This window comes from Massilia putida, from assembly GCF_001941825.1.
Lineage (GTDB): Bacteria > Pseudomonadota > Gammaproteobacteria > Burkholderiales > Burkholderiaceae_D > Telluria > Telluria putida.
The window spans coordinates 4,086,339-4,112,023 of sequence record NZ_CP019038.1 but is presented as its reverse complement, the minus strand read 5'-3'; the positions used below and the strand labels follow the sequence as shown (position 1 = coordinate 4,112,023).

The window sequence follows — 25,685 nt, the reverse complement described above, 5'->3', positions numbered from 1 at the left end:
CCCATGCAACTCCTTGCCGTCGGCCTCAATCACACCACAGCACCGGTCTCGCTGCGCGAGCAACTGGCGCTGGCGCCCGAGCAGCTCGGCGACGCGGTGCAGGCCGCGCGCGGGTGGTTTTCCCGTTTTAATACGCGGGGCGAGGACGAAGCGGCGCTGCTCTCGACGTGCAACCGCACCGAGATGTACGCCGCCAGCGGCGCCCCCGATCCGCTCGACGCCTCCGCGCGCTTCCTCGCGGATTACCACCGGCTGAATTTCTCCGAGCTGCGCCCGCACCTGTACATGCTGCCACAGCACGACGCCGTGCGCCACGCGTTCCGCGTCGCGTCCGGCCTCGATTCGATGGTGCTCGGCGAAGCCCAGATCCTCGGCCAGATGAAGGATGCCGTGCGCGTCGCCGACGCGGCGGGCGGCCTCGGGACCTATCTGCACCAGCTGTTCCAGCGCAGCTTCGCCGTCGCGAAGGAAGTACGTTCCACCACCGAGATCGGCGCGCACAGCGTGTCGATGGCCGCCGCCGCCGTGCGCCTGTCGGAACGCATTTTCGACCGCGTCAGCGAGCAGAACGTGCTGTTCATCGGCGCCGGCGAAATGATCGAGCTGTGCGCCACGCACTTTGCCGCCCACAATCCGAAGTCGATCACGATCGCCAACCGCACGCTGTCGCGCGGAGAAGCGCTGGCCGCGCGCTTCAACGGCGGCGCGATCGGCCTCGCCGACCTGTCCGAGCGCCTGCCGCAGTTCGACATCGTCATCTCGTCGACCGGATCGACGCTGCCGCTGATCGGCAAGGGCCTCGTCGAACGCGCCATCAAGGCGCGGCGCCACCGGCCGATGTTCATGGTCGACCTGGCCGTCCCGCGCGACATCGAACCGGAAGTCGGCCGCCTGAACGACGTGTTCCTGTACACGGTCGACGACCTGGCCGAGGTGGTCCGCACGGGCGTCGAAAGCCGCCAGGCGGCCGTCGCCCAGGCCGAGGCCATCATCGAGACGCGCGTGCAATCGTTCATGCACTGGATCGGCGACCGCGCCGTGGTGCCCGTGATCCGCGACCTGCACGAATCGAGCGAAGCGATGCGCCTGGCCGAACTGGAACGGGCGCGCAAGCTGCTCGCGAAGGGCGAAGACATCGACACGGTGCTCGACGCCCTGTCGAAGGGGCTCACCGCAAAATTCCTGCACGGTCCGCAACAGGCCCTGCACCGCGCCCAGGGCGACGAACGCGCCCGCCTCGCCAGCCTGCTGCCCCAGCTGTTCCGCGGCCGCCGTTAGCGGCCTGCTGTCCTTCGTTGCACCCGCGTGCCGCTGCCTGCGGCTTGTCTGCTGTCATTCCGATAAGAACACTATGAAACCATCCATGCTGGCCAAGCTGGACCAACTGGCCAACCGCCTCGTCGAACTGGACGAACTGCTCATGTCCGAAGGCGCCACCGCGAACATGGACAGCTTCCGCAAGCTGAACCGCGAACACGCCGAACTGAGCCCGCTGGTGGCCGTCTATCGCCAGTACCAGACCGCGCAGGGCGACATCGCCGCCGCGCAGGAGATGCTGGCCGATCCGGACATGAAGGAATTCGCCCAGGACGAGATCGACGCGGCCAAGGCGCGCATGGCGGAACTGGACATCGAGCTGCAAAAAATGCTGCTGCCCAAGGACGAGAACGACGAGCGCAACATCTTCCTCGAGATCCGCGCCGGCACGGGTGGCGACGAATCCGCGCTGTTCGCGGGCGACCTGCTGCGCATGTACACCCGCTATGCCGAGCGCAACCGTTGGCAGGTCGAGATGGTGTCGGAATCGCCGTCCGACCTGGGCGGCTACCGCGAAGTCATCGTGCGCATCGTCGGCCAGGGCGCGTATTCGAAGCTGAAATTCGAATCGGGCGGCCACCGCGTGCAGCGCGTGCCGGCGACGGAGACCCAGGGCCGCATCCACACGTCGGCCTGCACCGTCGCCGTGATGCCGGAGGCGGATGAAGTCGAAGACGTGCAGATCAACCCGGCCGACCTGCGCATCGACACCTACCGCGCCTCGGGCGCCGGCGGCCAGCACATCAACAAGACCGATTCCGCCGTCCGCCTGACGCACCTGCCGACCGGCATCGTCGTCGAATGCCAGGACGACCGCAGCCAGCACAAGAACAAGGCGCAGGCGATGAAGGTGCTGGCCGCGCGCATCAAGGACGTGCAATTGCGCGAGCAGCAGAGCAAGGAAGCGGCCACGCGCAAAAGCCTGATCGGCTCGGGCGACCGCAGCGAGCGCATCCGCACCTACAACTTCCCGCAGGGCCGCCTGACCGATCACCGCATCAACCTGACGCTGTATAAACTGGACATGATCATGGACGGCGACCTGAACGAGCTGACGAACGCCTTGTCGGCCGAGCACCAGGCGGAGCAGCTGGCCGCCCTGGGCGACTGATAAACGTCAAACCGGGGTCAGAGCGCTGTTTTGGGCAATTTCCAAAAATCGGGCTCTGACCCCGGTGTTAAGACGGTTCTAAGTTGCCAGAGTGAAAATGTCTGTTTCGATCACACCAACCAGGAAGCCCATGTCCTCGTCCCGTAATCTCTTGCTCGCCATCGCCGCCGTCAGCCTCGCCCTGATCGGCGCCGCCCTCTATCTGCAGCACGCGAAGGACATGCTGCCTTGCCCGCTGTGCGTCATCCAGCGCTACTTGTACCTCGGCATCGCCATCTTCAGCCTGATCGGGGCATTCGCGAACAAGATCAAGGTCGGCGCGGGGCTCGCGTTGCTGTGCGCGCTGGGCGGTCTCGGCTATGTCGGCAAGCATTTGTATGTGCTGGCGCATCCGGGCTTCTCGTGCGGCATCGACCCGATGGAGACGACGCTCAACAAGATCCCGACCGCGACCCTGCTGCCCGGGCTGTTCCGCGCGGACGGCCTGTGCGAAGCGGCGCAGGAAACCGTGTTCGGCCTGAACGTGCCGCAGTGGTCGGCCGTCTGGTTCACGGTCCTCACGCTGGCCCTGGTCTGGGTGCTGGTGCGGCGCGCGCGTTGATGGCCACCTCGCCCGGCGCCAGCATCGCGGCGGTGCAGGCCAGCCTGCCCCTCGATCCGCTGGAAAACCGCATCCTGCTGTGCGAAGCGACGGGCCTCACGCGCGTCCAGCTGATCACGCAGGGCGACCGTCCGCTCACGCCCGACGAAGCCGCGCGCCTGGACGACCTGGTGGCGCGCCGGCTGCGCGGGGAGCCGATCGCCTACATCGTCGGCAAGCGCGAATTCTTCGGCCTCGATTTCCAGGTCGGCCCCGCCGTGCTGATTCCCCGTCCGGACACGGAGTTGATCGTCGAGCTGGCGCTCGAGCGCCTGCCGGATAACACGCCGCGCCTGCTCGACATGGGCACCGGCAGCGGCGCGATCGCCGTCGCCGTCGCGCACACGCGGCCGGACGCCGACGTCACCGCGCTGGACGTGAGCCCCGACGCGCTGGCCGTGGCGCGGGCGAATGCCGCCGCCAACGGCGCGCGCGTGCGCTTCCTGGAAAGCAGCTGGTTCGACGCGCTCGCCGCCGACGCCACCTTCGACGTCATCGCCTCCAACCCGCCGTACATCGCGGCCGGCGACGAACACCTGGCCCAGGGCGACCTGCGCTTCGAACCGGTGGGCGCGCTGACCGACCATGCGGACGGCCTGTCCGCGCTGCGCATCATCATCGAGGGCAGCCCGCGCCACCTCGTGCCGGGCGGCTGGCTGTTGCTGGAACACGGGTACGACCAGGCGGCGGCCGTGCGCGCGCGGCTAGCGGAGGCCGGCTACACCGACGTGCAAAGCTGGCAGGACCTGGCCGGGATCGAGCGCGTGAGCGGCGGGCGGTTCGCTTAACGGCCCCCCTTCGGCCTCCCCGGCGCGGCCCGGATTGTCCCTTTGTTAGAATTTCGGGTCCACCACCCGGAGCCACACGATGCGTCGACTGTTTGCGACCCTCATCCTGCTGGGCCCCCTGGTTGCGCTCGCGGCGGACGCCACCGACCAGGCACATGCCCTGTTCGAGCGCGACTGGCAATGGCGCCTCAAGCACCAGCCCGAATTCGCCACGAGCGTCGGCGACCACCGCTACGATGCGCTGTTGTCCGACACCTCGCTCGCGGAAGAAACGGCCGCCATCGAGCACGCGCGCCGCATGCTCGACCTCGCGCGCCAGATCGACCGCGCGCAGCTGGCCGGCCAGGACCGCCTGTCCTGGGACCTGTTCACCGGCGACCAGGAACGCATTCTTGCGCGCGCCGCGTTTATCTCGTTCGACCCGCAACCGGTCAGCGCCCAGGACGGCCTGCAGATCCGCTTCCCGCAGCTCGTCGCGCAGATGCCGTTCTTTACGGAGGACGACTACCGCAACTACATCGCGCGCCTGAACGCGCTGCCGCGCCACGTCGACGGCATCATCGAGCAGATGCGCGAAGGGATTCGTACCGGCTGGACGGCGCCGAAAGCCATCATGGCCGGTCTGCCCGCGCAGCTGCACGCGCTGCGCGAGCACATGCAGGACGGCGCCCTCGGCGCGCCGTTCCAGCGCCTGCCCGCGACCATTCCCGAAGAGACGCGCACGAAGCTCGCCGCCGATGGCGCGGCCGCCCTGCGCACGGCTGCGGGCGCGCTGCAAAAGCTGGAAGACTTCGTGCGCACCGACTACCTGCCGGCCGCGCGCACCACCATCGGGGCGGCGAGCCTGCCCGGCGGCGCGGCCTGGTACGCGACGCTCGTCAAGAATGCGACGACGACGGCGCTGACGCCGGCCGAGATCCATGCGCTGGGCGTGAAGGAAGTGGCGCGCATCCGCGCCGAGATGGAAGCGACGGCCGCGCGCACGGGTTTCAAGGGAACCTATCCGCAATTCGTCGCGTTCGCGCGCAGCGATCCGCGCCTGTTCCCGACGACCGCCGACGCGCTGCTGGAACGCTACCGGCGCACCATCGCGCGCGTCCAGGCTCAGTTGCCGACGCTGTTCGGCGTGATTCCGCAGGAGGAGCTGACCGTCAAACCGGTGCAGCAGGCCGGGGCCGACACGCAGGGCGGCGCGTATTACGAAGCGGGTACGCCGACGCGCACGGCAGCCCTCGTCATCAACACGAGCCGCCTGGACACGCGGCCGTTTTGGGAAGTCGAGACGCTGGCGCTGCACGAAGGCGTCCCCGGCCACCACCTCCAGGTCGCGCGCGCCCACGCCATCGACGGCCTGCCGGCGTTCCGCCGCCACGGCTGGTATCCGGCGTTCGGCGAAGGCTGGGCGCTGTACGCGGAGGGTCTCGGGCCTGAGCTGGGCCTGATGCGCGACCCGTTCTCGCAGTTCGGCCGCCTGGCCGACGAGCAGTTGCGCGCCGCGCGGCTCGTCGTCGACACGGGCATCCACGCGCTGGGCTGGTCGCGCCAGCAGGCCGTCGATTACCTGAACGCGAATACGGCCAATCCCGCGGCCGACAACGAGGTCGAAGTGGACCGCGTGATCGCGCGGCCGGGCCAGGCGCTGGCCTACAAGATCGGCCAGCTGCGCATCGTCGCGCTGCTGGCGCGGGCGCAGGCGGCGCTGGGCACGCGCTTCGACGTGCGTGCTTTCCACGACGCGGTGCTGGCAAACGGCGCCCTGCCGCTGGACGTGCTGGAACGGCGCATCGACCACTGGATCGCGGCGCAAAATACGGCGGAGCCGGCCCAGGTTCATTAAGGCATGAAGACGCCTCGAAAAACCGTCGCGAGCGGCAGCAATGCTGTTCGCGAAGCGCAGCGGTACGAATCGTACAGCCGGTTCGCCGCCGCGGAGCATCGCAGCCTGCGCGGCCCGGTCCGCAGTGCAACGCGCGGCAGATTTCGCGGCGTGCCTTAACAAAAAAGTCATATTAAGGGACGCCCGGCGCGCTCGGCCAATTTCGGTTACTCTCTGCGTCTCACGGCAGTATAAGAAAGGAATCCTCGTGTCGAACCAACTGACCCGCCGCCTGGCCCTGCTGGACGACGATGCCCACCGCGGCCTGCTCCTGCAAGGCCTGCGCGGCATCGAGCGCGAGACTTTGCGCGTCGACGATCAGGGCCGCCTGGCCCGGACCCCGCATCCGGTCCGGCTCGGCTCGGCCTTGACCCATCCGCAGATCACGACGGATTACGCGGAAGCGCTCCTCGAATTCATCACGCCGGCCGAGCACGACATCGGCCTGGCCTTGCACCGCCTGGACGCGATCCACCGCCACGCCTACTCGAAGCTGGGCGACGAGCTGCTGTGGAGCCAGTCGATGCCGTGCGAGCTGCCGGCCGAGGAAGACATCGAGATCGCCTGGTACGGCAAGTCGAACATCGGCATGCTCAAGCACGTTTACCGCCGCGGCCTGGCCCTGCGCTACGGCAAGGCCATGCAATGCATCGCGGGCATCCACTACAACTATTCGCTGCCGGAAGCGCTGTGGAAGCTGCTGGCGGAACACGAAGGCATCCCGGAAGAACGCCGCAACGCCCTGCGCGACTTCCAGTCCGAAAGCTATATCGCGACCATCCGCAACTTCCGCCGCTACAGCTGGCTCCTGATGTACCTGTTCGGCGCGTCGCCCACGCTGTCGACGGGCTTCCTGCGCGGCCGCGAGCACAATCTCGAGACGCTGTCGGAGGACACCCTGTACCTGCCGTACGCGACGAGCCTGCGCATGAGCGACCTGGGTTACCAGAACGACGCGCAGTCCGGCCTGCGTCCGCACGAGAACAGCCTGGAAAGCTATGTGACGTCGCTGATGGACGCCGTCAAGCGCCCGTATCCGCCGTACGCGGAGATCGGTACGAAGAAGGATGGCGAGTGGGTCCAGCTGTCGACCAACATCCTGCAGATCGAGAACGAATACTATTCGACGATCCGGCCCAAGCGCGTGATCCGCACCGGCGAACGTCCCGTGCAGGCGCTGTGCGCCCGCGGCGTGCAGTACATCGAGGTGCGCTGCCTGGACGTCGATCCGTTCGAGCCGGTCGGCATCGCGCTCGAGACAGGCCGTTTCCTCGACGCCTTCCTGCTGTTCTGCGCGCTCGAGGAAAGCCCCATGATCAATGCGATGGAGGGGCAGATCCATGCGCGCAACTTCGCGCGCACCGTGAAGGAAGGCCGCCGTCCGGGCCTGACCCTCACGCGCAACGACCACGAAGTGCTGCTCCAGGATTGGGCCGAAGACCTGCTGGAACGCATCCGCCCCATCGCCGAACTGCTGGACCACGAGCACAATTACAAGGGCGCGCACATGGATGCCCTGAACGCGCAGAAGGCCAAGGTCGCCGACCCTGAAAAGACCCCGTCCGCGCGCGTGCTGCAGGAAGTGCGCACGCTCGGTTCGTTCGCGAAGTTCGGCCTGCGCCAGAGCGAGCTGCACGCCCAGGCCTTCCGCGCCGATCCGCTGATGCCGGCCGAGACGGCGCTGTTCGACGAGATGGCCCAGGCGTCGCTGGCCGAGCAGGCGGAGATCGAGGCGACGGATACGGGGTCGTTCGACGATTTCGTGGCGGCGTATAACAGTAGTACACTGTGCCGTAACAGTTAACGCGTCGTCCCAACGCGTCGTCCCCGCGAAAGCGGGGATCCATGCGGAATCACCGAAGCCGGTCGAACCTGCGGTACGGCGAACGAACGACATCGGTCACTCCGTATGGATTCCCGCCTGCGCGGGAAGTCATTCCGGCAATCCCGGGAAGTCATTTCCGGCAGTGCCGGAAATGACGGTCGTGCTGAATCGAGGTCCCGGTCCGAGGCTCCTTTGCTCACATTCTTCAACGAACACCACACCCAGCACGCCTGTGCATCGGAACCACCCGAACGCATCGACGTCGTGGCGAACGAGTTCGCGCGGCGCGGCCTGGGCCGCATCGTCACCCCGCACGGCGTGCCCCTCACGTCGCTGGAGCGGACCCACACGCCGCGCTACCTGCACTTCCTGCGCAGCGCCTGGAACGAGTGGCTCGCGCTCGATCCGCTGAACGCCGAACGCGACCTGCTGCCGTCCGTGTGGCCCCTGCAAGGCATGCGCCGCGACGTCGAACCGGACAGTTTTATCGGCCGCCTCGGCCTGTACGCCTTCGACGGCGACTCGCCGCTGACGGCGGGCACGTGGATCGCCGCGAAGACCGGCGCCGATTGCGCGATCAACGCCGCGCATGCGCTGCGCCTGGGCGAACGCGGCACGTTCGCGCTCACGCGTCCGCCCGGCCACCACGCCGGCGCCGATTATTTCGGCGGCTTCTGCTTCCTGAACAATGCGGCGCTGGCGGCCCAGCATCTGCTCGACGACGGCCTGCAGCGCGTGGCCATCCTCGACATCGACTACCACCACGGCAACGGTACGCAGAACATCTTTTATCAGCGCAAGGACGTGCTGTTCGCATCGATCCACGCCGACCCGCGCACCGACTACCCGTTCTATGCCGGGCATGCCGACGAGACGGGCGCCGGCCCGGGCCTCGGCCACAACCTGAACGTGCCGCTGCCGCGCGGGACGGGCGCAGCGCAGTGGTTTCTTGCGCTGGAGACGGCCTGCGTCAAGATGGCGGGGTTCTCTCCGCAGGCGCTCGTCGTGTCGCTCGGCGTCGACGGTTTTAGCGGCGACCCGCGTTCGCACTTCGGCCTGGGCAGCGGCGATTTTTTACGTATCGGCGAACGCATCGGCTTCCTCGGCCTGCCGACCGTCTTCGTGTTCGAAGGCGGCTCGGTCGTGCCCGAACTCGGTATCAATGTGGTCAACGTGCTCGAAGGATTCGAGACAGCGGCCTGAACCAGGAAATGACAATGATCGAATGGCAGTGGAGCGGCTTTGCCGACCTGACGGCTTTGGCCCTGTACGAGATGCTGGCGCTGCGCCAGCAAGTGTTCGTGCTCGAGCAGACGTGTCTGTACCCGGACATCGACGGCCTCGATCCGGGCGCGCATCACCTGCTCGGCTGGAAGACCATCGACGGCAAGCGGGAGCTGGCCGCCACCCTGCGCTGCCTGGCGCCGGGCGCGAAATACGACGAGATGTCGCTGGGCCGCGTCGTCACGAGCCCGTCCACGCGCGGCACGGGCCTGGGACGCGAGCTGGTCGCGCAAGGCATCGCGTGCGCGCAGCGCCTGCACCCCGGCCACGCGATCCGCATCGGCGCGCAGGCGCACCTGGAAGCGTTTTATGCGAGCTTCGGCTTCCGCACGATCTCGGAGCCGTACGACGAGGACGGCATCCTGCACATCGACATGCTGCGTCCCGCCGCCCGGGGTTAGGGCACCTCGAACAACCGTCGCGAGCGACAGCAGATTGGCCGGGGCGCGCAGCCTGAGAAGCGCAGCTGTACGAGCAGTACAGCCGGTCCGCCGTAGCGAGCATCGCCAGGCTAGGCGCCCCACCAATATGCAACGCGCAGCAGCTTTTTCGACGCGCCCGTCATTTGAGCAGGCCGGACTTCGTGGGGTCGGGCATGCGGACCGCGACGAGGCAGGCCAGCGCGCACATGACGCTCACGTACCAGTAGAAATACGGCTCGTGGCCGGCCTGCTTGAACCACAGCGCCACATACTCCGCCGAGCCGCCGAAGATCGCGTTGGCGACCGCATACGACAGCCCCACACCCAGCGCGCGCACCTCCACAGGGAACATCTCGGCCTTGACCAGGCCGCTGATCGACGTGTACAAACTGACGATCGCCAGCGCGCAGATGATCAGGGCGCCGGCCGCCAGCGGACTCGAGACGCCGCGCAGCGCCATCATGATCGGCGTCGTGAACACGGCGGAAAGCAGCCCGAACCAGATCATCGACGTGCGCCGGCCGATGCGGTCGGACAGCGCGCCGAACGCCGGCTGCAGCAGCATGTAGATCAGGAGGCAGACGGTCATGATGCGGCTGGCCGTCTCCGTGCTCATGCCGGCCGTGTTGACCAGGTATTTCTGCATATACGTCGTGAACGCATAGAAGATCAGCGAGCCGCCGGCGGTGAACCCGAGCACCGTGACGAACGCGCGCCGGTGGTTGCGCAGCAGCGACGCGACGCTGCCCGCGGCCTCGCTCTTGCGCTCGGAGGCGGTGGTCGTCTCGTGCAGCGAGCGGCGCAGGTACAGCGACACGAGGGCGGCGGCCGCGCCGACGACGAACGGGATGCGCCAGCCCCACGCCTTGAGTTCATCGTGCGTCAGGAATAATTGCAGGATGCCCAGCACGAGCAGGGCCGCCAGTTGGCCGCCGATCAGGGTCACGTACTGGAACGAGGCAAAGAAGCCCTTGCGGCCCGCCTGGGCCACTTCGCTCATATAGGTGGCGCTGGTGCCGTATTCGCCACCTACCGATAAGCCCTGGAACAGGCGCGCCACCAGCAGCAGCGTGGGCGCCGCCGTGCCGATGCTGGCATACGTCGGCAGCGCCGCGATCATCAGCGAGCCGCCGCACATCATGAGCACGGAGATCATCATCGCGTTGCGCCGGCCGTAGCGGTCGGCGACGCGGCCGAACAGCCAGCCGCCGATGGGCCGCATGAGAAAACCGGCCGCGAAGATGCCGGCCGTGTTCAACAGCTGCGTGGTCGGGTTCCCCTTTGGAAAAAAGGCCGACGAGAAATACAGCGCGCAGAACGAATAAATATAAAAGTCGAACCACTCGACCAGGTTGCCCGACGAGGCGCCGACGATGGCGAAGATACGCTGGCGCGGCGTGAGGTGTTCGATGGTGTGCGCGTCCGTCGTATCCGTCGTGGTCATTGCCGTCTCCCAAAGTTCGCCGATTGCCGTGCCGGCCAGGCCGGCCCGGCCGCAGACTCAGGATAGCAGTTTCCCGATATTGCCGTCGCCAGCGTCAGCGCCGCGCCCGCCTGCCGCGCCACAGCAATACCGGGCCGCCCGCGAGCAGCAGCAGGGCCGTCGACGGTTCGGGGACCGGTGTGAGCAGCACCGGCGCGCAATAGCCGAAGTCGTTGCAGCTGTTGGTGACGATCTGGCCGGCGTCGTTGATGCCGACGGCGTCCGTCAGCACCTGGATGCCGAGGCCGCCCGTGACGGTGTTCAAGTCGATCAGGCTGCCGCCGGCGTACACGAAAGCGTGCGAAAAGCCGTAGTCGACGAAGCTCGAGTAACCGACCACGACACCGGCCGCATTGATGGCGTGCGCTTCGCTGTACTCGCCCCCGAAGGAGCCGAGGTCGTGCATCGCGCCGCCGCTATACAAGAACGGATGCCAGGCGGCATTGCCGCTCGTCAGGCTGTAGCCGGCGATCTGGCCCGCATCGTTGATCGCCTCGGCCCAGCTGAAACCGCCGCCCAGCGTGCCGAGGTCCTGCATGGTGCCGTCGTGGTACAGGAAGGCGTGCGCACCGTCGTTCGGAAAGCCCGGGCCCGGCTGGGAGCCGCCGACGATCATGCCGGCATCGTTGATGCCGCGCGCCCGGGCGTCCGTCCCGCCCAGGGTGCCGAGGTCCGTCAACGTGCCGCCGCTGTACAGGAACGCGCGGGTGTTGCCGGACGCATCCGTGGAATCGCCCACGACCCGGCCGCTCGCGTTGATGCCGTAGGCGACGCTGTCGCCGCCGTTCAGCGTGCCGATGCCCTGGATGCTGCCGTTCCGATAGATGAAGCCGCGCGTGACGTCGCCGGACTGCGAGGCGCCGACCACGACGCCGTTGTTGGTGGCGGTCGCGTAGGCGGACGGGCCGCCCAGCGTCGGCAGGAAGGTCGTCGTGCCGGCCTGCCAGACGAAGGCGCGGCCCTGGCCGTCCGCATTGGTGCCGCTGCCGACGACGCTGCCGTCGTTGCCGATGCCGTAGGCCGTGAAGTTAGCGGGAAGGAAGGTCGCGCTGTACAGCGGCTCGGCCAGCACGGCCGGCGCGGCGAACGCCAGGAGCAGGCCGAGGACCGGCGCACGCTTCGTGCGGCGGCGCGCACGCCAGGCCAGCAGCACCAGCCCGGCGGACAGCAACGCCCAGCTGCCCGGCTCCGGCACGGCCGCCACGAGATCCAGGCGCACGTCCGTGCACGTGCCCAGGCGGCATGCGCGGCCCAGGATCTGGCCGGCGTCGTTGATGTCGGTGGCGTCGATGATCTCCCAGCCGTTCGTCCCCGTCACGAGCGTGTTCAGGTCGACCATGTGCCCGTCCTTGTAGATGAACGCGTGGTAGCCCCAGCCGACGTCGGTGACGATGTCCGACGCGCCGACGATGACGCCGGCATTGTTCAGCGCCCGCGCATAGCCCCAGTACCCGCCCAGCGAGCCGAGGTCGACCAGGTGGCCGTCGCGGTACACGAAGGGCCGCGACAGCGCAGCGTTGTCCGGGTCGACGTTCGTCTCCGACCAGCCCACCGCGAGTCCGGCGTCGTTGATGTCGTAGGCTTCGCTGCGCAGGCCGCCCAGCGTGCCGAGGTCGTGCATCGTGCCGCCCTGGTAGATGTAGGCGTGGCGGTCGGGATCGGTCGGGTTTTGCGTGGGGACGAGTGTGGCCGTGCCCGTCACCGCGCCGGACGCGTTGATGGCCGCGGCATAGCTCCAGTCGCCGCCGAACGTGCCGATCAGGTGGATGCCGCCGCTGTCGTACAGGAAGCCGCGCTGCGCCTCGCCTGCGACAGGTTGAGCGTTGCCGGCGACCATGCCGGCGTCGTTGATGCCGGTCGCGTTCGAATACGGATACATGCCGGACGACAGGTTCGCCCCGACCGGCACCACGGTGCCGCCGAACCAGGCGAAGGCGCTGCCGCTGTACGGACTGTACTGCGTGCCCGCGACATCGCCGTGGTTGTTGATCGCGCGGCCGTAGCTGTCCGGCAAAACATTGCCCAGGCTCGTGACGGTGCCGCCGGACAGGATGGCGGCCGCGCCGCCGTACGTGCCGACGATCTGGCCGGCGTCATTGAGCGCCGACGGCGCGAAGCCGGTCGGCAGGAAATCGATGGTGTACAGCGGATCGGCCCACGCATGCGCGCTGGCGAACAAGGGCAACAACAAGGCGAACAGGCAACGGCGTTTCGACATGGCAGGCTCCGGATGAGATTCAGGCGTGCCAACGATAAGGGGCGATACGCCGCGCCGGTCTGCGCGAAATCAGGCGTACGCGCCGCGTTCAGAACGTGATGACGAAGCGTGCGCCGCGGCTCACCGGGCGCGCGTAGCGGACCGTGCCGCCATTGCCATGTACCAATTGACGCACCATCGCCAGGCCGATGCCGCCACCCTGTTTGCGCGTCGTGAAGAACGGCGTGAAGATGTGCGCGGCCAGCGCGTCCGGCACGCCGGGCCCGTCGTCGTCCACCTCGATGCGCAGGCGCGCGCCGCGCACCAGCCGGGCACCGACGCGCGCGCGGCCGCCCGCGCCCGTGGCCTCGAACGCGTTCTTGAGCAGGTTGATCAGGGCCTGCTCGAGCTGTCCCGGGTCGGCCATCAGCTCCAGCGACGCCGGCTCGACCGAGAACTCGACGTCTCCGCCGCGCGCACGCCAGGCCGGGCCGACCAGTGCATCCAGCCGCGCGAACAGGGCGGTGAGGAGCACCCGTTCGGGCCGCGCCGCCGGCAGGTTCGACAGGCTGCGGTAGCTGGCGACGAAATCGGCCAGGCTGTCGGCACGGCGGCCGATGGCATCGAGCGCCGTGCCGAGGTCCGCCGCCACGTCGGCCGGCAGCGCGGGACGCGCTTCCTCGACCAGGTCGCGCGCGGTGCGCGACAGCGACGCCACCGGCGTCAGCGAATTCATGATCTCGTGCGTAAGCACGTGCACCAGCTGGCGCCAGGCGTTCAGGGCCTCGGCTTCCAGCTCGCTCTCGACCGGCATCAGCGCGGCGAGACGCTGCGGGCGGCCGTGCAGCGTCAGCATGGACACCGTCGCCAGCGCGCGCTCGGTGCCGCGCTCGGTCTCGAACTGCAGCAGCGTGCGGTCGCCGTGCGGCCGGCCGGCCAGCTGGCCGCACAGGGCGGCGGCATCGGTGGCGCGGCCCGGGGCGAGCAGCTTGCGCGCGTTCGCGTTCAGCGGCACCACGCGGCCGCTCCCGGCGCCGGCGCCGCCGTCGATGCCGAACAGCGCGACAGGCGCGTGTTCCAGGCGCGCTTCCAGGGCCAGGGCATTGTCGACGAGGCTTTGCTGCTCGATGTTCAGCACGGCGCGCGGCGCGGCCGCAGGCACCCGGCACAGCGCGGCCAGCGCATTCAGGCTGCGCCACAGGACCAGCGCCGGCACCACGGCGGCCAGAACGCACAGCACGAGGACGCGCGGCGCATCGTCCGCGCGGCCGGCGCCGAAGGCCAGCGCCGCCAGGCCGGCCGCCGCCAGCAGCGCCGCGGCCTTCAGGCGCGCTTCAGATGCCATGCTTGCCCAGCTTGCGATACAACGCGGCGCGGCTGACGCCCAGCATACGCGCGGCGAGGCTGATGTTGCCCCTGGCCTTGTCGAGCGCCGCGGCGATGGTGTCGCGTTCGAGCGCGCCGAGCTTGAAATCCCCTGCCGCGTCCCCGCGCACGGGCGACGGCGCGGGCGCGGCGGGCGCGAGCCCGAAGTCCTCGTAGCGGTACTCGGCCCCGTCGCCGAGGATCACGGCGCGTTCGCACGCGTGGCGCAGCGCGCGCACGTTGCCCGGCCACTCCCAGGCGCACAGGCGCTCCAGCGCGGCCGGCGCCAGCTCGCGCACCGGGCGCTGATACTGGCCCTCGTACAACGACAGGTAGTGGTGCAGCAGCGCGGGAATGTCGTCGCGCCGCGCGCGCAGCGGCGGCACGCGAACCACGATGGTGTTCAGGCGGAACAGCAGGTCCGCACGAAACACCGCCGGATCGAACAGGCGGTCTTCCGCGAGATTGGTTGCGCTGACGATGCGCACGTCGACCGGCTCGGGGCGGTCGGCGCCGATCGGCGTGACTTCCCTGCGCTCGAGCGCGGTCAGCAGCTTGGACTGCGCGGACAACGGCATGTTGCCGATCTCGTCGAGGAACAGCGTGCCGCCGCGCGCGGCCTGGAAGCGCCCGGCGCGGTCGCTCTTCGCGTCGGTGAACGCGCCCTTGCGGTGGCCGAACAACTCGCTCTCGAAGGTCGCCTCGGGCAGCGCGCCCATGTCCACGGCGAGGAACGTGCCCGCCGCGCAGCGCGACGCCTGGTGGATGGCACGCGCCACCAGTTCCTTACCGACGCCGTTCTCGCCCAACACCATCACGTTGGCCTCGGTGGGCGCCACGCCGGCGATCATGGCCTTCACGTCGCGCAGCGGCGCCGACTCGCCCATCAGGGCCGAGGCGCCCGGGACGTTCGCGGCCGCGCGCCGCGCCAGCGCGGCATCGACGGCGGCGGCCAGGCGGGCGTTGTCCCAGGGTTTGGTGATGAAGTCGACGGCGCCGCGCTTCAGCGCTTCCACGGCCAGCGGCACGTCGGCATATGCGGTCAGCGCGATCACGGCCGGCGGCCGCGCCAAGGTGCGCAGGCGATCGAGCACGGCGAGTCCCTCGGCGCCGTCGATGCGCCCCGGCGTGAAATTCAGGTCGAGCAGGACGACGTCCGGCACGCCGTCCGCCAGCAGCGCATCCAGGCACGCCGGGTCGTCGAGCGTCGCGACCGCGCCATGGCGGCGACGCAGCAGCATCTGCGCGGCGCAGGCGACGTCGCGGTCGTCGTCGAGGATCAGGAGTCGGGTGCCGGGTTCAACCATCGGGCCATTCTAGCAGCGTGCATGGCGGCGTTGTACTGCCCGGCGGTCACCTGTCCGGAAGCGCACACCGGCTTCTGTCCGGATCCGGACAGTCGCGCCGTAAAACCCGCGCCAAAGCGGGAAAAAACGGCGCAAAACCGGCGTGGCACGGCGCTTGCAACAGTGCCGGCATGACCACGCCTTCTCCCCACCTCATCACCGGTGCCGCCATGGACGTGCGCGTGCCCGTCCGGCGCGGCCGGCTGGCCGTGCGCGCCGGCGCGCTGCTGGCCGCCGTCGCGCTGGCGGCCTTCGCCGCGTGGCAGGCCTTGCCGCACGGTCTGCAAGTGGCGGCGCGCGACGTGCGCGTCGCCCGCGTGGCGCCGGGCGTGTTCCGCGACGAGATCGTCGTGCGCGCCAGCGCCGAGCCGCTGCGCGCCGTCGTGCTGGACTCGGTCGAATCGGGCCGCGTCGAGGAAGTGGTCGCGCACGACGGCCAGCACGTGGCGAAGGGCGACCTGCTGTTCCGCCTGTCGAACCCGCAGCGCAACCTGGAACTGCTGGCGCGCCAGACCGAATACGCGCAGCAGATCTCGAACCTCGCCAACCTGCGCGTGGCCCAGGAGGCCAGCCGGACCGACCACCGGCGCCGGCTGGCGGACCTCGAATTCGCGCTGGAGCAGGCCCGCAAGCAACACGCACGCAACGCCGGCCTGGCGGCGCGCGGCTTCCTGTCGACGGCCGCGCTGGAGGATTCCGCCGACAAGTTGGCGCAGCAGCGCCGCCTCCTGGACGACGAACGACGTAGCGACGCCACCGAGGAACAGGTGCGCCGGCGCGTGCTGCAGCAGATCGAAGGCGTGATCGCGGGTCTGCAGGCGGGCCTGAAGCTCGTGAACGCGACCGTGGACGCGCTGGCCGTGCGCGCCCCGGCCGCCGGCGTGCTGACCGATTTCCGGCTGCTGGTGGGAGAAACGGTGCGCCCCGACCAGCGCATCGGCCGCATCGACGATCCGCAGCGCTTCAAGCTGTCCGCCCAGGTCGACGAGTTCTATCTCAGCCGCGTCGCTGCCGGACGGCCGGGCCAGGTGGTCCAGGACGGCCGCGCGTATCCGCTGCGCGTCGCGACGATCTACCCGCAGATCAAGGACGGGCGCTTCACCGTCGAACTGGTCTTCACGGGTGGCCAGCCGCCCGTGATCAGCCCGGGCCAGGGCCTGGACGTGCGCCTGACGCTGGGCGAGCCGGCCCGCGCCCTGCTGCTGCCCCAGGGGACCTTCGCCAACGACGGCGGCGGCGCCTGGGTCTTCGTCGTGACGCCGGACGGACGGCATGCCGGCCGGCGCACGGTGCGGCTCGGGCGCCGCAACGACACCCAGGTCGAGGTCCTGTCCGGCCTGGCCGCCGGCGAGGACGTCATCGTGTCCGGCTACACGGCGTTCGGCAAGGCCGAGCGGCTGGAATTGACGAAGTAACCCGCAGCCTCCACCATCGACATCAACCAACAAGGAACAGACATGCTCAGACTATCAGGCGTCAGCAAGGTCCACACGGCGGGGGAGGTCCGCACCACGGCCCTCGACCGCATCGAGCTCGAGATCGCCGCCGGGGAATACGTGGCCATCACGGGGCCGTCCGGCTGCGGCAAATCGACGCTGCTGTCGGTCCTCGGCCTGCTCGACGTGCCGACCTCCGGCGAGTACTGGTTCGAGGGCCGCAACGTGGCCGGCTGGAGCGAGGCCAGGCTGAACGCGCTACGCTGCGGGAAGATCGGCTTCATCTTCCAGAGCTTCAACCTGATCGAGGAGCTGAGCGTGTTCGAGAACGTCGAACTCGCGCTCGAATACACCGGCACGCCCGCGGCCGAGCGCCGGCGCCGCGTGCGCGACATGCTCGACCGGCTGGGCGTGGCGCACCGTGCCGGGCACCGGCCGTCGCAGCTCTCGGGCGGCCAGCAGCAGCGCGTGGCGATCGCGCGCGCCCTGGTCGCCGGCCCCGCGCTGCTGCTCGCGGACGAACCGACCGGCAACCTCGACACGGCGCACGGCGACGAGGTCATGCGCCTGCTGCGCGCCATCAACGCCGAGGGGACGACCGTCGTCATGGTCACGCACTCGCCCGCGCACGCGGCGCAGGCCTCGCGCACCTTGCGCCTGCTCGACGGCCGCATTGTCGTCGACGCATTGCTGGCGGCGTGAGGAGGGCACGATGAACCTGCGCGATTTCCGCATCGGCTGGCGCCTGCTCGTCAAGGAGCCGGCCTATTCCACGGTGGTGGTGCTCGGCCTGGCCATCGGCATCGCCGTGTGCTTCCTGCTGCTCGGCTATGTGCGCCACTCGTTTTCCTACGACGAGCACGTGCCCGAGCGCGAGCGCGTGGTCCAGTTGCAGGAACGATGGAACCTGGCGCTGCTCGGCAACGGCTGGGGCAGCACCGCCAGCCTGCCCGCACGCGACGCAGCGCTGGCGAGCGGCCAGCCGGTGCTCGCCAGCGCCTTCCTCGACCGCGGCATCAATGCCCGCGTGGGCGACCGCGTCGTCGCCTTCGGCGTCGCGCTGGTCGATCCCGACTTCGAGAAGATCTTCGCGCCGCGCGTCCTGGCGGGCGACCTGCACGCCGCCCTCACGCGGCCGGAGGCGCTGGCACTGACGGCAGACACCGCCCTGAAGGTGTTCGGACGCATCGACGCGGTCGGCCGCACGCTGCAAGGCGACCGCCAGACGTATGTGGTGGCGGCCGTCGTGGCCGACCCGCCCGCCGCGACCACGATGCCGTACGAAGCGCTGGCTGGCACGAACAGCGCGATCCTGCCCGCCGACCAGCGAGCCTTCGCCGCCGGCGCCTGGGGCTTTTCGCCCGGCCGGGTCTACCTCAAGCTGCTGCCCGGCGCCGACGCCGGCGCCGTGCTGGACGCGTTGCGGCGCGGCCAGCGCGCGTCGCCGCTCGTGCAGCGCGACTATGCCCAGCAGGTCGCGGCACTGGGCGGGCGCGACCTGATCGACTACCGCCTGCAGCCGATCGCCGACGTGTACCTCGCGCCCGACCTGAACGACATCCTCGCGCCGCACGGCAACCGCCAGGGCGTGATCGGGCTGGGCGCCATCGCCGTGCTGGTGTTGCTGCTGGCCGCGACCAACTATGTCAACCTGGCCACCGTACGCACGCTGGCGCGCCAGCGCGAGATCGCCGTACGCAAGGTGCTGGGCGCGTCGGCGCAGGCCGTGGCGCGCCAGTTCCTGGCCGAGTCGGTGCTGGTCTGCCTGCTCGCGACCGTCCTCGGGCTGCTGCTGGCGTGGCTGCTGCTGCCGGTCTTTGCCGACCTCGTGCAGCGCAGGCTGGACGGCATGTTCGATCCCGTCCCGCTGGCGACGACGCTGGCGCTGGGCGGGTTGCTCGGCCTGGCTGCCGGCGCTTATCCGACCTGGTCGGCGTTGCGCGTGCGCGCCACCGCCGCCCTGGCCGGACGCGGCGCCGGCGAGACCGCGCGCGGCCTGTGGATCCGCCGCGCGTTGACCGCGCTGCAGTTCGGCGTCGCCATGGGCCTGACCGCCACCACCCTCGCCGTGGCCTGGCAGACGCGCTACGCCAGCACGCTCGATCCCGGCTTCGATACCGCGCCGCTGCTGATGTTCCCCGCCGCGAACAACATGCGCGATGCGCGCACGCGCGCCTTCCGCGACGCGGTCGCGCGCCTGCCGGGCGTCGCGGGCGTGGCGGTCTCGCACCTGCCGTTCAGCGTCGGCCACAACATCGTCACGCTGCGCCGCGCCGGCGGCACGGCCACCGACATCAACCTGTACGCGGTCGGTCCCGAATTCTTCGACGTCTATGGTGTGAAGCCGGTGGCCGGACGCTTGTACTCGCCCGCGCTCGACAAGTTCGGCGACGAGGACCGCGTGGTGATCAATGCCGCGGCGGCGCGCCAGCTCGGTTTCCCCTCGCCGCGCAGTGCGGTCGGGCAGATGTTGACCAACACCGCTGGCAGCGACAAGCCGAAGCAGATCGTGGGCGTGGCGCCCGACCTGCGCCAGCGTTCGGCGCGCGACGGCCAGCAGCCGAGCGTATTCTTCCTGAACGACCGCGTGGGCGGGTTCACGGTACGCTGCAGCGGTGACGTCGACACGGTCAGGCGCGCCATCCTGGCCCTGTGGCCGCGCTACTTCCCCAACGAGGACCTGGACGTCGTCCGCATGTCGAGCCTGATCTCCGACATCTTCTACGCCGACGACCTGCGCCTGGCCAGGCTGCTGGCAGCCGCCAGTGCGATCGCGACGGCGATCGCCGCCTTCGGCATCTATGTGCTGGCCGCCTACAGCGTGCGCCGGCGCGAAAAGGAAATCGTGCTGCGCAAGCTGTACGGTGCCGGCGGCGCGGCCATCGCGCAGCTGGTGGCGCGCGAGTTCGCCGCGCTGGTCGGCGCCGGCGGCCTGCTCGGGCTGCCGTTCGCGTGGCTGGCGATCCAGCGCTGGCTGGGCGCGTTCGCCGAGCGTGCACCGATCGGCGCCTGGACGCTCGCCGCCGCCGTGCTGGTGGCCGGTGCGGTGGCGCTGGTGTCCACGCTGCGCCACGGCCTGGCGGCGGTACGCATCCGCCCCGCTGCTGCGCTGCGGGAGTGAATCAGCACGCCGCGCTGCCGCAGACCTTCACCAGTTCGACTTCGAACACGAGGCCCGTATTGCCCGGGACGACGCCCTGCACGCCCGCCGCGCCGTAGGCCAGGCTGCTCGGAATCAGGATCGTGCGCTTGCCGCCGACCTTCATGCCCTGCACGCCCTGGCTGAAGCCGGGGATGGCGGATTCGCTCGAGCCCGTGGCGCCGACGACGAACGTGAACGGCTTGCCGGGCTGCGACGCGTCGAACTTGGCGCCCTTGAAGTCGGTGGCGACGGCGCTGTACAGCCAGCCCGTGTAACTGACTTGGACGCGCACGCCGCTCACGGCTTCGGCACCGGTGCCGATCGCGATATCGGTCCTGGTCAGCGCGGCGGGGTTGTTGACGACGGCGGGTGTGCCGCTGGAATCGCCGGCCCCGCCGCCGCATGCGGACAAGCTGAGGATGGCGGCGAAAGCGGCGGCCAGCGGGAAGGACAGTTTCATGAGACTCCTGCGGGACAGATCGGGTGAGCGGATGCAACCCGCACCTTACCAACCGGTCCTGCAAGCGTCTGTGGATGATTTGTATGGCTTTGTAAAATAGGCACCTCGAGAAACCGCCGCGAGCGGCAGCACTGGCGTCCGAGAAGCGCAGCTGTACGAGTAGTACAGCCGGTCCGCCGTAACGGCGCATCGCGGGGCGCCAGGGCGACGCGCAGCGGGTTTATCGACGTTCCTATCAGATTTCGACCTGCGTGCCCAGCTCGATCACGCGATTGGACGGGATCTGGTAGTAGTCGGCGGCCGTGCGGGCATTGCGCTGCATCGCGACGTACAAATGCTCGCGCCACGGCGCCATGCCCTGGCCCGGCACCGAGATCACGGTCTGGCGCGCGATGAAGAACGACGTTTCCATCATCTCGAACTCGAGGTTCTTGGCGGCGCACAGGCGCAGGATGTCCGGGATGTTGGCCTCGTCCTTGAAGCCGTAGGTCACGTTCAGCTGGTAGCAGTTGTGGCCCAGCGGGACGACCTCGACCTGCTCGCTTTCCGGCACATACGGTTCCTCGCGGATGCGCACCGTGAGGAACACGACGCGCTCGTGCAGCACCTTGTTGTGCAGCAGGTTGTGCAGCAGCGCGTGCGGCACGCCGTCGGTCTCGCCGCGCAGGAAGATGGCGGTGCCGGGAACGCGGTCGGGCGGCGCCACGAACAGCGATTGCAGGAAGTCGTCGAGCGGGATCGCGTGCTTTTCCAGGTTTTCGAACACGAGTTCGCGGCCGCGTTTCCAGGTCAGCATGATCGTCAGCAGGATCGTGCCGATCACCAGCGGGAACCAACCGCCGTGCAGCAGCTTCAGCGTGCTGGCCGAGAACAGCGCCAGGTCGATCACCATGAAGAAACCGGTGGCGCCGAAGCAAAGCAACAAGGGCAGGTGCCAGCGGTAGCGCACCACGAAGAAGGTCAGGATCGTCGTCGCGAACATGGTCGCCGTCACCGCGATGCCGTAGGCGCCGGCCAGCTTGTCCGACGAACCGAAGCCCACCACCGCGATCAGCACGACGATCAGCTGCAGCCAGTTCACGGCCGGGATGTAGATCTGGCCGATCTCGCTCTCCGACGTGTGCATCACGCGCATGCGCGGCAACAGGCCCAGTGCGATGGCCTGCTTGGTCATCGAGAACGTGCCGGAGATCGTAGCCTGCGATGCGATCACGGTCGCCATCGTCGACAACAGCACGAGCGGCAGCACGCTCCAGCTGCCCAGCTGGTGGAAGAACGGGTTTTCGATGGTGTCGGGACGCGTGATCAGCAGGCCGCCCTGACCGAGATAGTTCAGCGCGAGGGCGGGGAATACGACGATGAACCAGGCGAAGCGGATCGGCGTCTTGCCGAAGTGGCCCATGTCCGCGTACAGCGCCTCGGCACCCGTGAACGCCAGCACGACGGCGCCCAGTGCGACGAACGCGATCATGCGCTCGCGCAGCATGAATTCGAACGCGTGCAGCGGGTTCAGCGCGTGCAGGATCACGGGGGCTTGCACGATGTTGACGATGCCCATGGCGGCCAGCGCGGCGAACCACAGCACCATGATCGGACCGAACCAGCGGCCGATGCCGGCCGTGCCGTGGCGCTGCACGCTGTACAGCGCGACGAGGACGACGATCGTCAGCGGCACCACGTATTTTTCCAGGCCGGGCGTGGCCACTTCGAGACCCTCGATCGCGCCGAGCACGGAGATCGCCGGCGTGATCACGCTGTCGCCGTAGAACATCGTGGCGCCGAACACGCCCAGCACCATCAGCGCGTAATGCCAGTGCGACGTGCGCGTGACGGAATTCAGCGCGAGCGCCATCAGGGCCATGATGCCGCCCTCGCCGCGGTTGTCCGCACGCAGGATCAGGGTGACGTATTTGAGGGAGACGATGATCGTCAGGCCCCAGAAGATCAGGGAGACGATGCCAAGCACGTTGGGCGTGTTCAGCACCAGGCCGTGGACGGGATCGAAGATGGTCTTGAGGGTGTACAGCGGGCTGGTGCCGATGTCGCCGTAGACGATACCGACCGCGGCCAGTGTCAGCGCCGCCAGGCTGCTTTTCTTGTGTTCTGACGTCAAGGTTTCACCGTTTTGTTGTTCTGGTGCGTTGCACAATAGAATAATCGACAAGGAAAGACAAGAGCGTACCTTTCCTCCAGGATGCTATTTTCTCAAAGTCTGCATCAACGATGGCGGTCTGAGCGCACGTCAGAAACGGGGCACGGCCAGCAAGGCCGTGCCCGTTCGGGGATAATGTCGGACCGATCACCCGCGCCTGAGTCCCATGAACACCGGCATCCTGTCCGCCGCCCTCGCCTTCCTGTGCTGGGGCCTGTTTCCTCTGTATTTCCACGCCATCGGCGACGTGCCGCCGCTGCAGATCCTCGCGCACCGTATGCTGTGGTCGCTGCTGTTCCTCGTGATCGTGCTGGCCGTGCGCCGGCAATGGGCGTGGCTGAATACGGTGCGCAAGCCGCGCGTGTTCCTCAGCTTCGTCGCCTCGGCCTTCCTGCTCAGCATCAACTGGCTGATCTACATCTGGGCCGTGAACAACGGCCACGTCATCGAGTCCAGCCTGGGCTATTTCATCAATCCGCTCGTCAACATCATGTTCGGCTCGATGCTGCTGAAGGAGCGCCTGCGGCGCGCGCAATGGATGGCGATCGGCGTGGCGGCGCTGGGCGTGGCCTGGCTGACGTGGCAGGCCAGCAGCGTGCCCTGGGTCGCGCTGGCGCTGGCCGTGTCGTTCGGCGGCTACGGCCTGCTGCGCAAGACGGCCGCGCTCGGCGCGCTGGAAGGGCTGTCGTTCGAGACGATGGTCTTGTTTCCGCTGGCGGCGGCCTACGTCGGCTGGCTCACCGCGCACGGCCAGAACGCGTTCATCAACACGGACTCGACCACGACGCGCGTACTGCTCGTCGCGGCCGGGCCGATCACGGCGATCCCGCTGCTGCTGTTCGCGGCGGGCGCGAGAAAAATCCCGCTGTCGATCGTGGGGTTGCTGCAATACATGTCGCCCACGCTGCAATTCCTGCTGGGCGTGTGGCTGTTCCACGAAGCGTTCACGCCGGACCGCCTCGTCGGCTTCGTACTGATCTGGCTCGCGCTGGCCCTGTTCGCGGCGGAAGGCTTGCTGAACCGGCCGCAGCCGGTGGCCAAACAAGCCTAACGCCGGTAACGCCGGGGTCAGAGCCCGAATTTTGGCAATTTCCTAAAATCGGGGTCTGACCCCGGTGTTTTACAGTATCCTGTCGTCCTTATTTTACGAATAGAAGCACATTACTAATGGCCAACTACGTCTACACCATGAACCGCGTGGGCAAGATCGTCCCACCGAAACGCCAGATCCTGAAGGATATTTCGCTGTCGTTCTTCCCGGGCGCGAAGATCGGCGTGCTGGGCCTGAACGGCTCCGGCAAATCGACCCTGCTGAAGATCATGGCCGGCATCGACACCGACATCCAGGGCGAAGCGCGTCCGATGCCGGGCCTGAACATCGGCTACCTGCCGCAGGAACCGCAGCTCGATCCGGAAAAAACCGTGCGCCAGGAAGTGGAAAGCGGCCTGGGCGAAGCCTTCGAGGCGCAAGCGAAACTGGAAGCCGTGTACGCCGCCTATGCCGAACCGGACGCCGATTTCGACGCGCTGGCCAAGGAGCAGGAGCGCCTGGAATCGATCATCGCCGCCTCCGACGGCGGCAACCTGAACCTGCAGCTGGAAATGGCCGCCGACGCGCTGCGCCTGCCGCCGTGGGACGCCAAGATCGGCGTGCTGTCCGGTGGCGAGAAGCGCCGCGTGGCGCTGTGCAAGCTGCTGCTGAGTAAGCCGGACATGCTGCTGCTGGACGAACCCACTAACCACCTGGACGCCGAATCCGTCGAGTGGCTCGAACAATTCCTGCTGCGCTTTCCGGGCACCGTCGTCGGCATCACCCACGACCGCTACTTCCTCGACAACGCCGCCGAATGGATCCTGGAACTGGACCGCGGCCACGGCATCCCCTGGAAGGGCAATTACTCGTCCTGGCTGGAGCAGAAGGAAGCCCGCCTGAAGCAGGAAGAAGCGACGGAATCCGCGCGCCAGAAGGCGCTGGCGAAAGAGATCGAGTGGGCGCGCCAGAATCCGAAGGCACGGCAAGCCAAGTCGAAGGCGCGTCTGGCCCGCTTCAACGAACTGTCCGAATACGAATACCAGAAGCGCAACGAGACGCAGGAGATCTTCATCCCCGTCGCCGAACGTCTGGGCAATGAAGTCATCGAATTCAAGAACGTCTCGAAAGCCTTCGGCGACCGCCTCCTGATCGACAACCTGTCGTTCACCGTGCCGCCGGGCGCGATCGTCGGCATCATCGGCCCGAACGGCGCCGGTAAGTCGACCCTGTTCCGCATGATCGCCGGCACCGAGCAGCCGGATAGCGGCGAAGTCGTCATCGGCAAGACCGCGAAGGTCTCGCTCGTCGACCAGTCGCGCGACAGCCTCGCCGCGAACAAGACCGTGTTCGAGGACGTTTCCGGCGGTGCCGACATGCTGTCCGTCGGCCGCTTCGAGATGCCGTCCCGTGCGTATCTCGGCCGCTTCAACTTCAAGGGCGCCGACCAACAGAAACTCGTCGGCAACCTGTCCGGGGGCGAGCGTGGCCGCCTGCACCTGGCCAAGACGCTGCTCAAGGGCGGCAATGTGCTGCTGCTGGACGAACCGTCGAACGACCTGGACGTCGAAACCCTGCGCGCGCTGGAAGACGCGCTGCTGGAATTCGCGGGCAGCGTGATGGTCATCTCGCACGACCGCTGGTTCCTCGACCGCATCGCCACCCACATCCTCGCCTTCGAAGGCGACTCGCAGGTGACCTTCTTCAACGGTAACTACCAGGAGTACGAAGCCGACAAGAAGAAGCGTCTCGGCGAAGAAGGCGCCAAGCCGAAGCGGATCCGCTACAAGCCGCTCACCAGCTGATCGGCG

19 protein-coding genes are annotated in these 25,685 nt (G+C 68.4%); 13 read left to right on the top strand and 6 right to left on the bottom strand.

From position 1 onward, the window contains the following. The first annotated feature begins 3 nt into the window (after positions 1-3). The 8 genes from hemA to BVG12_RS20450 all read left to right on the top strand — a co-directional run bounded on the left by hemA (position 4) and on the right by BVG12_RS20450 (position 9,242). On the top strand, positions 4-1,278 hold the full coding sequence (hemA, locus tag BVG12_RS20485) for a glutamyl-tRNA reductase (protein WP_075794016.1): 1,275 nt from the start codon (positions 4-6) through the stop codon (positions 1,276-1,278). Between the two features lie 73 nt (positions 1,279-1,351). Then, complete coding sequence (prfA, locus tag BVG12_RS20480) at positions 1,352-2,428, top strand: peptide chain release factor 1 (protein ID WP_075794015.1); 1,077 nt, start codon at positions 1,352-1,354, stop codon at positions 2,426-2,428. Between the two features lie 130 nt (positions 2,429-2,558). Next, a complete protein-coding gene (locus BVG12_RS20475) occupies positions 2,559-3,029 on the top strand; it encodes a disulfide bond formation protein B (protein ID WP_075794014.1) in 471 nt (156 codons plus the stop codon). After that, complete coding sequence (prmC, locus tag BVG12_RS20470; RefSeq protein WP_075794013.1) at positions 3,029-3,856, top strand: peptide chain release factor N(5)-glutamine methyltransferase; 828 nt, start codon at positions 3,029-3,031, stop codon at positions 3,854-3,856. Before BVG12_RS20475 ends, prmC begins: the two co-directional genes overlap by 1 nt. A gap of 79 nt (positions 3,857-3,935) precedes the next feature. Beyond that, on the top strand, positions 3,936-5,693 hold the full coding sequence (locus BVG12_RS20465; protein WP_075794012.1) for a DUF885 domain-containing protein: 1,758 nt from the start codon (positions 3,936-3,938) through the stop codon (positions 5,691-5,693). A gap of 247 nt (positions 5,694-5,940) precedes the next feature. Continuing rightward, positions 5,941-7,536, top strand: a complete 1,596-nt coding sequence (gshA, locus tag BVG12_RS20460; protein ID WP_075794011.1) for a glutamate--cysteine ligase — start codon at positions 5,941-5,943, stop codon at positions 7,534-7,536. 213 nt (positions 7,537-7,749) lie between these two features. Continuing rightward, positions 7,750-8,760, top strand: coding sequence for a histone deacetylase family protein (locus BVG12_RS20455; protein ID WP_075794010.1), 1,011 nt, complete (start codon positions 7,750-7,752; stop codon positions 8,758-8,760). Between the two features lie 14 nt (positions 8,761-8,774). Further along, entirely contained in the window at positions 8,775-9,242 is a 468-nt protein-coding gene (locus BVG12_RS20450) for a GNAT family N-acetyltransferase (protein ID WP_075794009.1), read from the top strand. A gap of 160 nt (positions 9,243-9,402) precedes the next feature. Here BVG12_RS20450 and BVG12_RS20445 read toward each other — a convergent pair whose 3' ends face one another. From BVG12_RS20445 to BVG12_RS20430, 4 genes are all read right to left on the bottom strand, one after another. Beyond that, complete coding sequence (locus tag BVG12_RS20445; RefSeq protein WP_075794008.1) at positions 9,403-10,707, bottom strand: MFS family transporter; 1,305 nt, start codon at positions 10,705-10,707, stop codon at positions 9,403-9,405. A gap of 94 nt (positions 10,708-10,801) precedes the next feature. Next, positions 10,802-12,964: an HAF repeat/PEP-CTERM domain-containing protein gene (locus BVG12_RS20440; protein WP_075794007.1), complete on the bottom strand. Its 2,163-nt coding sequence runs from the start codon at positions 12,962-12,964 to the stop codon at positions 10,802-10,804. Positions 12,965-13,052: 88 nt separating this feature from the next. Beyond that, positions 13,053-14,288: a sensor histidine kinase gene (locus tag BVG12_RS20435; RefSeq protein WP_075794006.1), complete on the bottom strand. Its 1,236-nt coding sequence runs from the start codon at positions 14,286-14,288 to the stop codon at positions 13,053-13,055. Next, positions 14,278-15,615 (bottom strand): sigma-54-dependent transcriptional regulator, encoded by a 1,338-nt coding sequence (locus BVG12_RS20430; RefSeq protein ID WP_075794005.1) that lies wholly within the window; start codon positions 15,613-15,615, stop codon positions 14,278-14,280. Before BVG12_RS20430 ends, BVG12_RS20435 begins: the two co-directional genes overlap by 11 nt. 170 nt (positions 15,616-15,785) lie before the next feature. Here BVG12_RS20430 and BVG12_RS20425 point away from each other — a divergent pair, with 170 nt between their 5' ends. The 3 genes from BVG12_RS20425 to BVG12_RS20415 are packed head-to-tail and all read left to right on the top strand — an operon-like array spanning position 15,786 to position 20,211. Then, positions 15,786-17,069, top strand: a complete 1,284-nt coding sequence (locus BVG12_RS20425) for an efflux RND transporter periplasmic adaptor subunit (RefSeq protein ID WP_075794004.1) — start codon at positions 15,786-15,788, stop codon at positions 17,067-17,069. A gap of 42 nt (positions 17,070-17,111) precedes the next feature. Then, complete coding sequence (locus BVG12_RS20420) at positions 17,112-17,792, top strand: ABC transporter ATP-binding protein (protein ID WP_075794003.1); 681 nt, start codon at positions 17,112-17,114, stop codon at positions 17,790-17,792. Positions 17,793-17,802: 10 nt separating this feature from the next. After that, a complete protein-coding gene (locus tag BVG12_RS20415) occupies positions 17,803-20,211 on the top strand; it encodes an ABC transporter permease (protein WP_075794002.1) in 2,409 nt (802 codons plus the stop codon). Between the two features lies 1 nt (position 20,212). On the opposite strand, the gene BVG12_RS20410 is transcribed toward BVG12_RS20415, so the two are convergent. Next, positions 20,213-20,692, bottom strand: a complete 480-nt coding sequence (locus BVG12_RS20410) for an FKBP-type peptidyl-prolyl cis-trans isomerase (RefSeq protein WP_075794001.1) — start codon at positions 20,690-20,692, stop codon at positions 20,213-20,215. Between the two features lie 235 nt (positions 20,693-20,927). Further along, positions 20,928-22,805 (bottom strand): potassium transporter Kup, encoded by a 1,878-nt coding sequence (locus BVG12_RS20405; protein ID WP_075794000.1) that lies wholly within the window; start codon positions 22,803-22,805, stop codon positions 20,928-20,930. A gap of 205 nt (positions 22,806-23,010) precedes the next feature. On the opposite strand from BVG12_RS20405, the gene rarD reads away from it, so the two are divergent. Then, on the top strand, positions 23,011-23,895 hold the full coding sequence (gene rarD, locus BVG12_RS20400) for an EamA family transporter RarD (RefSeq protein WP_075793999.1): 885 nt from the start codon (positions 23,011-23,013) through the stop codon (positions 23,893-23,895). A 116-nt stretch (positions 23,896-24,011) separates the two neighbouring features. Further along, on the top strand, positions 24,012-25,679 hold the full coding sequence (ettA, locus tag BVG12_RS20395) for an energy-dependent translational throttle protein EttA (RefSeq protein ID WP_075793998.1): 1,668 nt from the start codon (positions 24,012-24,014) through the stop codon (positions 25,677-25,679). Positions 25,680-25,685 lie beyond the last annotated feature (6 nt).